9 protein-coding genes and 1 CRISPR repeat array are annotated in these 13595 nt (G+C 69.3%); of the genes, 1 reads left to right on the top strand and 8 read right to left on the bottom strand.

Annotated features, from left to right (window positions below; all coding sequences use genetic code 11):
* Positions 1 to 185 precede the first annotated feature (185 nt).
* From casA to BS75_RS40985, 3 genes are all read right to left on the bottom strand, one after another.
* Complete coding sequence (gene casA, locus BS75_RS45740; RefSeq protein WP_081983106.1) at positions 186 to 2537, bottom strand: type I-E CRISPR-associated protein Cse1/CasA; 2352 nt, start codon at positions 2535 to 2537, stop codon at positions 186 to 188.
* A gap of 332 nt (positions 2538 to 2869) precedes the next feature.
* Positions 2870 to 5818: a CRISPR-associated helicase/endonuclease Cas3 gene (locus tag BS75_RS40990; RefSeq protein WP_034091834.1), complete on the bottom strand. Its 2949-nt coding sequence runs from the start codon at positions 5816 to 5818 to the stop codon at positions 2870 to 2872.
* Between the two features lie 207 nt (positions 5819 to 6025).
* Positions 6026 to 6481: direct repeats of the CRISPR family, unit length 29 nt; unit sequence GTGCTCTCCGCGCAGGCGGAGGTGAACCG.
* A gap of 246 nt (positions 6482 to 6727) precedes the next feature.
* Complete coding sequence (locus BS75_RS40985) at positions 6728 to 7312, bottom strand: hypothetical protein (protein ID WP_034091833.1); 585 nt, start codon at positions 7310 to 7312, stop codon at positions 6728 to 6730.
* Positions 7313 to 7393: 81 nt separating this feature from the next.
* Between BS75_RS40985 and BS75_RS48910 the strand changes: the two genes are divergently transcribed.
* Entirely contained in the window at positions 7394 to 7630 is a 237-nt protein-coding gene (locus tag BS75_RS48910; RefSeq protein ID WP_152646390.1) for a hypothetical protein, read from the top strand.
* A gap of 34 nt (positions 7631 to 7664) precedes the next feature.
* Here BS75_RS48910 and BS75_RS40975 read toward each other — a convergent pair whose 3' ends face one another.
* The 5 genes from BS75_RS40975 to BS75_RS40955 all read right to left on the bottom strand — a co-directional run bounded on the left by BS75_RS40975 (position 7665) and on the right by BS75_RS40955 (position 13505).
* Entirely contained in the window at positions 7665 to 7850 is a 186-nt protein-coding gene (locus BS75_RS40975) for a hypothetical protein (protein ID WP_052070412.1), read from the bottom strand.
* Positions 7851 to 7874: 24 nt separating this feature from the next.
* On the bottom strand, positions 7875 to 10256 hold the full coding sequence (locus tag BS75_RS40970) for a tyrosine-type recombinase/integrase (RefSeq protein ID WP_156164192.1): 2382 nt from the start codon (positions 10254 to 10256) through the stop codon (positions 7875 to 7877).
* Positions 10257 to 10387: 131 nt separating this feature from the next.
* On the bottom strand, positions 10388 to 11617 hold the full coding sequence (locus BS75_RS40965) for a tyrosine-type recombinase/integrase (RefSeq protein ID WP_034086849.1): 1230 nt from the start codon (positions 11615 to 11617) through the stop codon (positions 10388 to 10390).
* A gap of 65 nt (positions 11618 to 11682) precedes the next feature.
* Positions 11683 to 12954 carry an ISKra4 family transposase gene (locus tag BS75_RS40960; protein WP_456243017.1) on the bottom strand — a complete coding sequence of 424 codons (1272 nt, stop codon included), beginning with the start codon at positions 12952 to 12954 and terminating at the stop codon, positions 11683 to 11685.
* A gap of 92 nt (positions 12955 to 13046) precedes the next feature.
* The gene (locus BS75_RS40955; RefSeq protein ID WP_034091832.1) at positions 13047 to 13505 is read right to left on the bottom strand and encodes a hypothetical protein; all 459 of its coding nucleotides are present in this window, start codon (positions 13503 to 13505) and stop codon (positions 13047 to 13049) included.
* Positions 13506 to 13595: the final 90 nt, after the last annotated feature.

Genomic DNA, 13595 nt, shown 5'->3' with positions numbered 1-13595 from the left:
ACATGTGGAGTGCGGGCTGGGACTCGCACCGAGTGGACACGGGACGGAGCCCGACGCCTGGTCCATGACAGTTGCCCTGGTCGGGTGCATCCGCCTGCAGTCAGCCGACGGCCACCCCGACCCGAAACGGGTCGGGGCCGAGGACCGACAGGCGTGGAGGCTGTGTCGTGAGTGGGTCTGGCGACCTATCGCTGGTCGGGGCTCGGGCGCAGTGCCTGGTCGTCGTCGTGCTCAGCGGTGGTGTATTCGTCGCGGTAGCGTGTGTGGTAGAAGTCCTGGCCCCAGGTGCGGGTGACGCTGTCACGCCGCCAGGCCCACTTCTGCAGATCCGTCAGCAGCCGTGCCCAGTCGACACCGTTGGGCAATGCGGCCAGCTGTGCGACGACCCCGGGCAGGTGCCGGTGGAGCCCGCCCGGGCTCTGCTTCAGCAGCAGGGCGAGGTGCGCCTCGGCGGATCCTTCACGCATCAGCCCGAGGCTGACCGCGTCCGCCAGTGCGCCGCCGAGGCTTCGGCCGCCGACTCGACCGGAACGGGCGGAACGTGTCGGCCCGGCCTGCTCGGAATCGGGCGCGGCCGACTCCGCCGCCGCGTTGGTGCCGGAGCCCGCCGACGACGCGCGGATGGTGGAGCGCGGGACCGAGGCGATCATGGCGGCAACCGCGCAATGGGCTGCCTGCTCCTCTCGTGACAACGCGGCCATGTCGACGCCCGCGCGCATCAGCGCTCGCTCGACCGAGCTCGGAATCTCCACCCACGCCTTGCGCAGCCCCAGTCGCAGGGCCGCACGGTCACCAGGGTGGTCCTGACACCTGGCCGTGATCGCGGAGACGAATCGGCGTGCGGTCTGCAGGTTCGGGTCAGCGGCGGGGCGGCGCTCCACGCCCTGGACCGGCGCGGCTCCCTGCTGAGATGTGCTCCCCATGAGGGTTTCCCCCTGTTCCCTGTTGCCCTGGCGAGGTGCGGCGTGCCGCCGTGGGCGACCGCCGTAGAGCTCGAATCGGTTGAGCGCCCATGCTCGGGCGCCGTGCTGAGTGGTCGCCGCCGACCTGGTCACGTCGTCGTAGGCGCGTTCCGCATGCCGACGGAATGCGCGCTGGATCCCGTCGAAGTCCTGTTCGGCCAGGCGCTGCCAGAACTCCTGCTCGACCAGTGGCCAGTAGCGGGCCGCCGCGTCCTCGGCCCAGGCGCAGTCGGCGGCCTTCTTCGCACGCGTGTACTCCTGCCAGGCGAGCCGGGTCGCACGAGCGAGCCGACGCCCCATCAGCTCACCGGCCCGGCGCAGGTCGCCGACGCGTGGGGCGAGGGCGACGGAGGCCAGCGCCCGCACGTCCAGGGACGGCGGCGTGACAGCGGAGACGAATTGGATCTCGCGCGCCTGCCCGCTCTCCTGCTCGAAGCCGAGCGCCTGGACCCGCAGCGGGCCCCCCGCGTCCGGGAGGTCGGTGAGCACTGCGGGACGCTGCGGTTGAGCGGAGTCGGAGGTGGCAGTGCCGACCAAGGCGTCAAGATCGCGCCACAGCGCACGGCCGGCATCGGCACGGCGGGCGTAGCGGACCTGCTGCTGGCTCAGCTGCCAGATCAGATAGGGGTCATGGCCCGTGCCCCGCACCGGCACTGCCTCTCGATAGGCCCAAGTGATGTAGGCGTCCCCGACACCGGTGCCCACCTCGTCGGGGACGAGCAGCAGTGCATGCTGCATGCGGGCGGTCAGCAGTGAGCACGGACCCGTCGCCTCCGGCGGGGCGGCCAGGGGGTCGGGCAGTTCGGGCCATTCCCACGGACACAGATCCTCTTCGCGTCTGACCGTGGCCTCCGGCTGTGGCAGCCCGGCGACGAGCGTCTGGAACAGGGTCTCGCCCAGAGGATGGTACGAGAGCGTCGCCCGCAGCGGCCCTGCCTTGGTGTCAGCCTTGGACAGGGTGCCGACAGTCCGGGTCGAACAGCGGCCCGGCGCACCGTAGTAGCACCAGACGATCACGTCGAGGAGCGCCTGCTGGAACGTGGCCGTCCGAGGCGTCGCGTCCTGGTGGTGACCGGAGAACCAGCTGTGGTTATTGCCGGCCGGGCGGCCGGTGATCAGCTTGTTGACACCCGCGGTGTCCTTGCACTGCGCGGCCAGTCGCGGATCCTGCAGGAACGGTCGCCCGTGCGAGTCGACCAGCGGGAACCGGTCCGCGTAGCGCGCGAAGTACGCCTCGATCGCTTCGGCGGGGAACGATCCGTCCGCCAGCAGGTCATCCTGCCGCGCCGCCCAGTCCCGAGCGCCCCGTCGTGCCTCGTCTAGTCCGGACACACGGCCGGTCAGGGCGTACAGGACCCGGTACAGGCCCGAGAGCGCCGGCGGCGAAGCCACCTCCACCGCAGTGATCCATGGCGCGCACTCCAGTAATTCGCGCAGACCCAGGGCCTGACGCTCCGCAACCGGTCCGAGCGCCTCGCGGGCGCCGGCACGCCAGGTAACCGGCACCCAGTCGCCGACATCGACCGAGACCCCCGCACCGGCCGACGCGCCCGCTGTCGGGACAGTCGAAGCCACAGAACCACTCCCCTCTGTTCGGCCTACCGATCTGTCCGCCCTGCAACAGGTGCAGTAGCGTGATCGGTGGCACCGTTCCTCGCACTCAGCGAGGGTGAGCCGGCTATGTGTCGCGGGATAATGCCGGAACCAACCCGTTACCCGCGCCCCAGCGGGTGTGATGTGCCGCCACGGTTCGGTTCGGACGCTGGCTGCGTCCGAACCGAACCGCTTTCAACAGCCGCTCCAACCGCCTCGGCGATCTGCGGCTCCACTCGACCCTACTCCCACGAGTGCGTGCTTGCATTCAATTCTCTTAAGGCTATGTGTCGTTGGCTCTCGTCGAGACCCGCTCACCGACGTCTCAGTCCTGTGGCTGCGTCGTACGAGAGTGCCCGGGCACCGAGCTCGCCGTGCCACGAACCGTCCGACGCCGCCTTCCCCTCGACTACCAGTAGGTCCCGCAGCAGCACCGAATCCCCCCAGGAGGGCGGGGGACGGTGTGCGTCGGCTACACCGTAGGCCCAGGATCCGGGCGCGGGCACCGTATGTTCCAGCACCTGGCGCAGCCCGTCCTTGTTCAGCCGGACGGCCGCTCCTCCAGCCGCTCCGATACTGGTTCCCGGAAGCGGAATCCGACCCGGCGCATCCAGAGTCGACCGACCCTCCGAGTCGACGAACACCGGCAGCAGTCGAATGCCGTCGGCGCCCAGGCGCGTAGCGACGAGCCTGTCGTCCGCGAGCAGGCCCGTCCCACCCTCCCCGCTGAGAACGGCGAGATTCGTGACGTCGCGCGGGCCGGGTATCCGGACCACCCGGGCCAGCTGCTCTTCGGCGGCCTGCGCTGCCCGGTCCTCCTGGTCCAGCGCATCCAGCAGTTGCCGACGCTCCTCGGACACCGCGGCCTCCAGTCCGTCGACGAAGTCGTCGGCATAGACCGCGTCGACGAGCTCCTGAACGTCCCCCGGTACGTGGACGGCAGCCGAGCCGCGCGCTTTGAGCAGCTCGCTGGTGCGCAGCAATAGCGACATCGAGTACACCCACCCCCACGCCCGGGGGCGTTGGAACTCGCCCCGCGAGTCCACCGGCTCCAGCACGACCAGCCGGGGCGATGTCCCTGCCCAGTCCGGCCGGTCGGTGCGGTTGTGCCGCTGGCAGCGGCCGGCACGTTGGATGAGGAGTGCGATCGGCGCCAGGTCGCTGATCATCACATCGAAATCCAAGTCGATTGATTGTTCGACGATCTGCGTGGCCACCAAGACCACCGGACGCTTGCCCGGTCCCCCGCCGTCCGAGTCCGTCTTCGGGGTCGGGTCCACATCGCGGGCCGGTGCATCCTTCCCGAATCGGCGCTCGCAGTCGGCGGTGATCCGGGCCCGATCGTGTGCCTCGAAGCGGGAATGCAGCAACAGGACCTCAACACCCCGCGCACCCAAGTCGTCGAGGAGGTGATCGAACGTCATCTGCGCCTCGGCCACGGTATTGCAGCACACCAGTACCCGGCCGGTGGACCCGACCAGTGGTTGCAGCAGCTCGCCCAGCACGGCGAGCCGATCCCGCGGCCCCGTAACGGTCGACTCGTCCCTGGCACTGCTTGGATTCGACTCGCCCTGCCGCGTCACCGGCACCATCTCGATGCTCAGTTCACGCGTGCGGTCGGAGCCGAACCGACGCGGGGCACACGCCTGACCGGTACTCGCGTCCAGGAACATCCATCCCGGGTAGGGCAAGGCTGGAATGTCAACGTCGTCGTAATGACCGCACCCGCGCCGGTAGGCCTGCAACAGGGTCCGCGCCGTCCGACCGGCGAGCGTCGCTGACATCACGACGACCGGTGCCCCCAGCGCCCCCAACCATTCCAGCAGCCCCAGCAACAACTGGTGCATCCACGGGCCATAACTGTGCGCCTCGTCGACCACCAGCACCTTGTCTGCCAACCCCAGCATCCGCAGCGCGTTGTACTTGACCGGTAGGACTCCAACCAGTGCCTGATCGATCGTCATGGCCGCCACCGCAGCGAGCACCCCGCGCCTCGCCCCGCGCAGCCACTCGGCCGCGAACACGGAATCACCTGCATCTCCGGCAAGGACAGCTGATCCGCTGAACGACTGCTCGACCAGCCGGTCGAAATCAGTGTTGAGCCATGACATACCGTGCAGCAATGCGAGCGAGGCCGGGCTGTCGAGATTCTCCTTGGCAAAGCGCCAGATCCGGCGGAACATCGCGTCGGCCGTCGCCATCGTGGGCAGTGCGAACGCCATGCCGCTCACGCCGGACACCCCTGCCAGGTGGGCAGCGCTGTATTCAGCCGCCTCCGTCTTGCCATCACCCGGCGGCGCCGCAATCAGCAGCAGACCGGGCCCGGTCGCCACCCGCGCCAGATCGGCCGCCAGCGACGCCTGCAGTTGGTTGGGCTCCCATCCGGCATCCGGAAACCGCTCACGGAATCCCGCCACCCCCTGCGTGACCGGGCGGAACCTGGCCGGCCCCAGCCCAGCCTCGGCGACCAGGCCAGGGGCATCCGCAACAGCATGGGCGAAGTGGTCGTGCAGCGCATCGGGTGTCGCCCTCCACCCGGGCCCGGGCAGCCGCCCGGGACGCAGGATGTACTCCTCCTGGCTGGCCAGCCAGTCAGCCACCACAACCAGGCCGGCGACGATCACAGCGAGTTCCGTCGGCAGAGCTGCGGCAGGTGCGACTGACGCGCCCTCACCCAGCACCTCGCGCAGAACCGCCGCGTGGGCCCGGCTCTGCTCGCCCCAGCCCTGCTCGCGTCCGAGCGACGTCGGCCGGTACTCCCGGGGACTCTGCATACAGTGCCGTTCGAGCGCGGAATGGAATCGCCCGTGGTGGCCTCCCAGTAGCTGGGCAACCTGGTGAGCCCCCTGCGCGCTCACCCTGCCCTGCACCGGGTAGCCCTGCTCACGAAACAGATCCCCTAGGATCCAGTGCGTCGCCGCACTGTGATGGAACCGCAGATCCTCATCCGTCATGGCGTCCGTCGAGTAGCAGCCTGACATGGTGAGCGCTTCGAAGGTTCGCAGCACCTTGTGCTGGAAGGGAGGAGTGATCTTCCCAATGTCGTGCAACGCGGCCCAGTACATCAGCAGGCCCCGCAGGTACTTCAGCTCGACCCCGAGCGCATCCGCTAACGCGCACCGGCGCCGCTCGCTGACCATCCGGTCCACCAGAACCCCCATCACAGCAGCGGTGTCCAGCAGATGACAGATGATGGGATAGGGAGTGGGCAGCCCCCTCTCCTTGCCGACGAGGCCCGCGTCCACCTCAACCGTCCGACTCATCCGTACCTCCATGCCATGCTTACGACCTCCACCGCACTGGAGGCACCCATGAGTACGACACCACGCCCCACTGACAATCACGGTTGGCGAACGTTGCCTGGAGCCCCAAGGGGTCATTTTGTCCACTCCCCGCAGCCAATGGCGCTATGCTCCGTCAGCACTGGTTACGAATTGGCAAAGTGGCTAGTTAGCTGCAGGTCAGGAAGAGTGCTCTCCGCGCAGGCGGAGGTGAACCGCCCCAGCCGCCGTCCGTGCTGGTGGCGGGGCTGTGCTCTCCGCGCAGGCGGAGGTGAACCGCAGATCGGGCCGTCGCCGTGCAGGGAGTGGGTGTGCTCTCCGCGCAGGCGGAGGTGAACCGGTAAAGGCGCTGCGCGGCCCCGACGGCTGTACGTGCTCTCCGCGCAGGCGGAGGTGAACCTCATGGCGAATTGCCGGACCCCCTGGCCCGGACGTGCTCTCCGCGCAGGCGGAGGTGAACCGCTTCCGTCGGGGTTGGCGGTGTACGAGCCGAAGTGCTCTCCGCGCAGGCGGAGGTGAACCGGCACTCAGCGCCGCGCCGATCGGGGGTTCGATGTGCTCTCCGCGCAGGCGGAGGTGAACCGTCAGCCAGCAGGACCGAGCGGCCGTGCGGTTCGTGCTCTCCGCGCAGGCGGAGGTGAACCGTCCGTGTCAATCTCCGTTGGGTGCAGCTCTTCCTGAGTGAACGTGATGCCAGGCTGCGAGGTTGAGTCTGTCCTGGCAACAGGACTGGTGGACCAGTTGATGCTCCTGGGTGTACCAGCGCGATGCGCACGGACTTGGGCAGCTGTCGGCCGAGTACCAGCCCGACATGCCCTCCCCGACCCGGCTGCCGTGGACATCCGCGCCGGTCCGCGCGGGGGACGGTCGGCTCCGCCGTCCCGGGGCCCGTCAGGTGATCAGCACATGCGCCGCCGTCACGGGGAGGGAGACGCTTTTGCCGTGGTCGGCGTATCCCGCGATAAAAAACGCGACGATGGCAGCCAATACCAGGAACGTGGCAAGGACACTGCCGATCCTGAGCCGTGTCACCACCACTGGCTCGCCAACTGCCTCGGCGGCCGGCACCTCGTCGAGGGCCATGGCGGCCTCACGGCTCCGCTCCGGGCGTTCCCCCAGCGCACGAACATAGATGGAGATGCCCCCCGAACCCTTGGGGCCATAGGTCAGAAACGTGCCGCCATCATCGCTGTGACCTCTGACGATTTCCGGTGCCAGGCAGCGAGGCACCCGGTACCGGTGGAACATGTTGTCCACGATGACGTGGGTGCGCGTGATGACGATGCGCTCCGCGCAGCAGATCAGGTAGACAACGGCGACCCCGCCCAGGCCGACGACCGGCAGGGCGACCCGCTCCGTCACCGATTGACCATAGTTGATGGCAGAGAACCCGAGGACTGCATAGAAAACACCGCCCAGCGCAAACAGCACGCCCAGCGCACCGGGGTACCGCCGGAAGCTCTGACGATCGGCCATCGCCGAACGATAGCAACACCACCCGCGTCGGGTAAGGGGGCCGATCCGTTGATTGTCCCGGTGTGGTGTCCCGCGCTTTCCATGGACGCGCTCGCTCCCCGCTACCAGCGCATCCTCGCCACGCTCACCGAACAAGCATTCGACGGGAAGCCAGTGATGTCCTGTCAGGAGATCACTGCCGTACTCGGACTGGAGCCGGTTCCGGCAAGTGTGGAAGGAGTTTGGTCGAAGATGAAGCGGCTGGCCGACCGGGGCTGGGCCGACGAGCCCACCCCGGGACGGTTCACACTCGCCGCCGGGCCAGCCGGCGGCTCATGAGCATGGGTGTAGCTCTTCCTGAGTGAGCGTGATGTCAGGCTGCGAGGTTGAGTTTGTCCTGGTAGCGGGACTGGTGGACTCGTTGATGCTCCCGGGTGAGGTGCCAGGCGAAGTAGGCGTCGAAGTCGCGGTTGCTGATCAGGGCCCGGAGCGTGAGGACGGCTTCGGCTCCGGCCAGTGACCAGCGGGCCCCAGTGATGTCGAGGCGGTCTTTGACCATTATCTGAACCAGCGCGTGGCCGTTTCAGGTGCCGGGATCGGGGTGCGGGCCGGTGTTCGGGGTGATGGTGTGCGGGGCGACGTCGTGGAAGCGGGGCATGCCGAGGTCGGTGGTCCGGTGTGCTGACTCTTGGAGTTGGGCGATCTTGTTGTTGGCGGCGGAGAGGCTGACGTTGAGGCCGTCGACCTCGCCGAGCCAGCCGTGTTCGCGGGCTTCGTCGATCCGGGCGAGGAGGTTGTCGCGGATCTCGATGAGCCGGGGCAGCTGGGCGGGGTCGGTCCGCAGAAGTGGGCAGCGGATGCAGGCGTGCTCGTGGATGCAGCCGGTGCCGTAGGCTCGCCCGCAGCTGCCCAGGGAGACTTTCCGGTGCTCGAAATGACCGAGGAATTCCTCCCACTCCTCATCCGTAGGGGACCGGTATTCGGTGGAGGGCCGCAGGTCACGGCGGCGGGCGAGGTAGGCCCGGTGGCCGGTGATGGCCTCCTCGGGGTAGACGGCCTTGTAGCCCATGGTCGTGTTGATGTTCGCGTGACCCATGATCAGCTGGCAGATGTGGGGCGGCATCCCGTTCATGATCGCTTCGGTGGCGAAGATCCTGCGGAAATCGTGGGGCTTGAAGTCCAGCAGCGCGCCCGAGGCATCCGTCACGCCCATGCTGTTGGCCGCGTCGGTGATCCAGCGGCGAAGGGTCGTCGCGCTGATGGGGCGGGCGTCGGCGCCGTGGCGGTGCTGGAAGAGGACGGGCATGGCCGGGGTGAACTCGTGCTCGTGGACGTCGTAGGGGACGACGATCGGGACGGCGCCGACCTCGTCGCGGATGCGGTGGATGATCGCGGCCAGGACGTCGGCGAGCTCGGGTGAGATCACAAGCAGCCGTTCGAGGTCGTTCTTGGACGGGGCGACGTGCAGCAGCGGCACGAGTTCGCCGGTGGAGGGCAGCCGGTATTGGACCAGGCTGTGGTGGGACAGTTCGGTGAGCTCCTCGATGCGGATCCCGGTGGCGTGCAGGACTTCCACTGCGGCCCAGGTCCAGAACGCGGTGTCGTCCTCGCGCGTGAGATCGCGGCGTGTGCCGGTGGCGGGGTCCTCGGCCCAGGTGCGGGAGGTGCCGGTGGCGATCCGGGCTCGTCGCAGCACGATGGTGGGGTGATCGATCATCTCGCCGGGTGGTGTCCGGTCGGCTGCTTTGAGCAGGGCGGCCGCCTGGAGGCGGGCGTCGTCGACGTGGCGTCGCAGGGAGGGCAGGTGGGGCAGGCGCTCGCGGGTGCGTTGGTCCATCCGCGACTTGCGGCGGGCGGCGTCCTTGGTGGCGCCGATGTCGGTGCGGCGGATCGGGCATGGGACCGCCCAGGCGGCCCAGCGCTCGGGTTCCTCGCTGGCCCAGTGGGACAGGTCGAGGTAGAACGCGCGGACCGTGACCAGCAAGGAGGCGGCGTCGGTGCGGGGCTCGGTCGTCTCCACCCGGCGGCCGTCGGCGGTGCGGACGGTGACGGTCTTCCTGGAGGTGCGGCTCTTCCAGGCGGTGGCGACGTCCGGCGGCAGCCGCAGGGAGTCGATCCCGGGGTGGTGGTTCTCCAGGTCTTTCCAGAAGAGTTTCACCAGGTGGTAGGCGAGTTGCTTGAGCGTGGCGTAGTCCAGGCGGGGGCGGTGCTCGGCGAGGTAGGCGACCAGCAGGTCACGCACCGGTCGGCAGGCCGGTGCGTACTGGTCCACGAGTTCCTCGACGCTGAGCTGGTGGCCGAAGCGGCGGTCGAGCATGCGCAGGGTGGTCGGCGCGTCGGGCGGGAAGTGTCCGAGCGCGTAAAGGAGTTGGTAGAAACCCCATCCCGGATGGCCGGCGCCTTCGGCCTTGCGCTGGTCGCGCAGTTCGATCAGCTCCAAGCAGTCCCCGACGGCGATATCGGCGATGGTGCCGCCCTTGGCGGTCAGAATCACGGAGACCTGCTCGGCAGCGTGGCGGCGCTGGTCGAAACTCAGCCCTGCCGCGGTGGCCTGCACGGCGAGCGCGGCGAAGCCGCGCGGATCGCGCAGGCGAGGGATCTCCCGGCCCAGGGGGAACCGGATCGGGCTGGTCACGAGCCAGGCCATCGGTGGGCGTAGGACGTCGGCGTAGATGAGCTGGCCCAGGCCGGAGGTGAGCGCGGCGGCGAGTCCCTCGTGCCCGATCGTGCCGGTGCGTCCGCGGTCCTGGAGCCACTGTGCCGCAGCCGTGCGCCAGTCGGCGCGCGGGTCATCGGCGATTCCGCTGGACTGCCAGCGTTCCTGCCAGTTCCCGCCGGGGTGTTGCTCCAGCCAGTCCAGGAACAGGACGGCGGCACGTCGTCGGCGCCGCTGGTTCGAGGGCGTGCCCACCGTCAGCGGCGGGGCGGCCAGCCGGGACAGCACCATCGCGCGACTCCAGGACATGGCCGGCCAGCACGTCGGTGACGGTCGTGGCGGGAACCGGCGACGCAGATCCTGCGAATCCCGGCCCCGGGGCGATCGCTCCGGCGGCGGGGCGATGACTGGCGTGCCGAGCGGTGCCGGCGCCCTGCTCGTCACGCCGGTCCCCGACCGAAGAGGACGTCGAGTGACTCGCTCCGGTAGCCGGGGGCGGTCGGCGCCGGCGGCGCGGCGGCGCGGTCGGCTGCCCGGCGGTGGTGTGCCAGCACCGAAGCGATCACGTCCTCCGGAACAGGAGAGAGATAGAGCTGCGTGGTGGTCAACTGGGCGTGTCCCAGGACCCATTGAACATCGGTCAGCGGCATCCCCGGGTCCCTCGCCATCCGGTAGGCCGCGGTATGCCGAAGATCATGAAGGCTCCAGTTCGCTCCGATCATGGCGTTGACCCGCTGGAACATCCGATATGCCGCCGGATAGGACAGCGGCCGGAACGGGCGGCGCAACGTCCACCACAACGGAGCATCCACCCCTGTCTCGATGAGCCCGTCCATCTGCGCCTGGTAGAGGCGCAACCACACCAGCGCGTCCGGGGACGTGGGAAGCGCTTGCAGAGCCCGGCTGCCCTTGCGCACCACGGTCACCAGCTGCTGGCCCGGGTCCACTTCCCCGCCCCGCACCCCCAGCAGCTCCGACGCCCGGGCCCCCGTCGACACCCACAACGCCACCAGCGCCCGGTCCCGGTGCGAAGGCAGCCGGGAGAACAGCTCGTCGAACCGGTCGTCCGGGATCCGCCGCGGGGCCTGCTGGGAGATCTTCGGGCGGTAGAGACCGCTGCGGTCGAACCGCACCGGGGCCGTCGGAGTCCGGTGAGCCCCCGCTCGTTCCCCGTCTCTGCCTCTGACCAGCGGGAACGGGTTGACCAGCGGACCGCTCCCCATCTCCAGATGGAAGGCGTAGAAGCTGCGGAGCACCGTCTCGCTGTGTGCCCGCGTCCGCGGCGCGTACTGGCGCCCGGGACCGCTCTTGCCGGTCACCGGGTTCACGCGTCCCCGCGGGATCGCGCCGTCCCTCTTCGGCTTCTCGGCCACCTGCAGCCACCTGCTGAAGTCCCTCGCCTCCACCCTGGTGGCCTGCTGCCAGGGCACCTCGACCGCCCACAGGAACCGGAACCACCTCAGCAACGCCAGCGCATACGAGCGCTGCGTCGTCGCCGGCCGCCCGATCGCCTGCAAGTCCTTCAAGTACTCCGCGACCGGGCCGACCGCCGCCCCGGAAGCATCCAGCAGCTGGTACGGCTCCCAAGGATCGGCGGTCTCCACCACCGCCCCCACCGGCGGCACCACCAATGCCGCGACCTCACCGGAGCCTTCACGCGCCTCAGACATGCGTCCAGACGGTAGCCACAACAACACACCCCCATGCTGTGAACTGCGAAGATTGGAGTGGTAGTTCAGTCAACAGTCAGGTGGCGGCAGGCGCCCTCGATGATGCCGGTCGCGATCGGCCAGCCGTCGACCAGCGCGGCGTCGTAGCGCAGGTAGGGGCTCTTGTTCTCCAGATAGCCGCAGACCCCCTCGATGGTCTTGAGCTTGTCCTCGCCGAGGGCGGCGGTCTTGGCGGCGGTGCGGATCTCGGTGACGGTCAGACCGCTGTTCCCGGCCAGGATGGTGCGGGCCTGCTCGGCGACCCAGCCCTCAGCGGCGGGGTCGCCGGCGGTGTGGAAGCACCAGGCGGCCTTCCACAGGTATTCCAGGACGTGGACGAAGTCCACGACGATGTCGACGTTCACGCCGCGCAGGGCGGCCTCGGTCTGGATCTGCTCGATCTGTGCTCTCGCGCCGTCGACCAGGACGATCCAGGTACGGGCGTGCAGCGGATCGCGCTGCTCGGCCTGGTCGAATACCGCCGAGATCACGGTTCGGGTGTCGTCTGTGACGCTGCCGGTCAGCCACTTGTTGAACGCCTTCGGGCCCCGGTTGCGAGCACCGCTGCGGTCATGGTCGGGGGTGATGACGTCCTCGACGGCGCGGGGTGCGGGCTCGGCGTCGTAGACGGCGCCGAGCATCGCCATACGCTTGCGGCCGTTCTTCTCCCCGGACGCGAGGCGGGTGCGCATCTTGTTGTCGCCCTTGGCCTGGGCGGCCTTGCGGGTGGAGTCGGTCAGCGCCTCGGGGCGCATCACGATGCCCTTGCCGTCCACCGAGAGCACCAGCAGCGTGTCCGCGGTGCACGGCAGCGGGGCCTTCGCCCGGTAGAAGGCCTCGACGTCGACGGCGGTCCGCACGGTGAGCTGCTCGATCTGCCGTTTGCCGACCCTCGTCCCGCACGAGCGCTCGATCGCCGCCTGGGCGTCGTCGAAGCTGCCGCGCACCGCCTCGACGGCGGCCAGCTTCCGCAAGCCGTGGCTGGACCGCTCACCGGGCAGGTTCAGCCCGGCGTCCATGGGGTGCAGGTTCGACGCACCCAGGGCCCGGTAAGCGGTCCGGGTCACCGTCACCGCCCCGAACACCGTGGCCAGCAGTCGCTCATGGCCCGGCTCGATCCTGCGCCGCACCACCTGGTCCGCACCCCTCACCTCGGTCAGTCGCGGCTCGCGTATGGACCGCAGGTCCAGATGGTCCTGCAGCAGTCGTCGCATCACCTCCCTCCCACGAGCGGCGATCAGATCCTCCAACTGACCGTGCGTCAGAACATCTGCGGATTCGTCCTCCAACTCCTCCACCAGCGCGCCGAACAGACTCCACGAGGCCGAGAAGGAGGCGACCACCTGCTCCAGGCCGGCCGCCGAGACCGGCACGTCCTCACTGCCCCCACTCACCCGGCCACCCCCGCCCCCACGCGTGCGAACAGCCCCGCCTCCACCTCGATCAGCACCCCGTCAGCCACCAAGCGCTTGAGCTTGGAACGCAGCGCCTCCGTGAACTTCGCCTCCGCGCCCAGCCCCAGCGCGTCGCCTACCTCCCGCGCCCGCAGCGGCCCCGCAGCCGAAGCGAACACCGCCGCGATCCGCTGATACACCGTCACATCGCGCAGTGCACCCCGTACCCCGGGCGCCGGACCACCCAAAGCCGTCGGCGCGACCGAATCAATGCCCCGCACTGGCGGGGCGGCCAGCACCTCAACCACCGTCCGCCGCGCGATCACCAAGCGGGACAGCTCGATCCGCGCCGCGTCCAGCCGATCGGCCACCGCCAGCGCCTCAGCGCGCAATTCCTCCACCCGCGCCAGCGCCACCGCCTCCCGGCGCTCCAACTGCTCCAACACCGATCCCACCCCAGGCTCCTTCGCGCCCGCACCCAGACCGCCACCCCGACGGCCCCGACACCAGCACCATAGAAACCCAACCCGCCCAAGGCATTGGAA

This window comes from Streptacidiphilus albus JL83, assembly GCF_000744705.1.
GTDB lineage: Bacteria > Actinomycetota > Actinomycetes > Streptomycetales > Streptomycetaceae > Streptacidiphilus > Streptacidiphilus albus.
The sequence above is the reverse complement of the archived record's forward strand: the minus strand, read 5'-3'. Positions and strand labels throughout refer to the sequence as shown.

Excerpts from the sequence above, each read along its gene's own strand:
- BS75_RS40990 (WP_034091834.1), bottom strand. The coding sequence starts at position 5,818 with ATGAGTCGGACGGTTGAGGTGGACGCGGGCCTCGTCGGCAAGGAGAGG.
- BS75_RS40970 (WP_156164192.1), bottom strand. The coding sequence starts at position 10,256 with ATGTCCTGGAGTCGCGCGATGGTGCTGTCCCGGCTGGCCGCCCCGCCG.
- BS75_RS40975 (WP_052070412.1), bottom strand. The coding sequence starts at position 7,850 with ATGGTCAAAGACCGCCTCGACATCACTGGGGCCCGCTGGTCACTGGCC.
- BS75_RS40985 (WP_034091833.1), bottom strand. The coding sequence starts at position 7,312 with ATGGCCGATCGTCAGAGCTTCCGGCGGTACCCCGGTGCGCTGGGCGTG.
- BS75_RS40965 (WP_034086849.1), bottom strand. The coding sequence starts at position 11,617 with ATGTCTGAGGCGCGTGAAGGCTCCGGTGAGGTCGCGGCATTGGTGGTG.
- BS75_RS48910 (WP_152646390.1), top strand. The coding sequence starts at position 7,394 with ATGGACGCGCTCGCTCCCCGCTACCAGCGCATCCTCGCCACGCTCACC.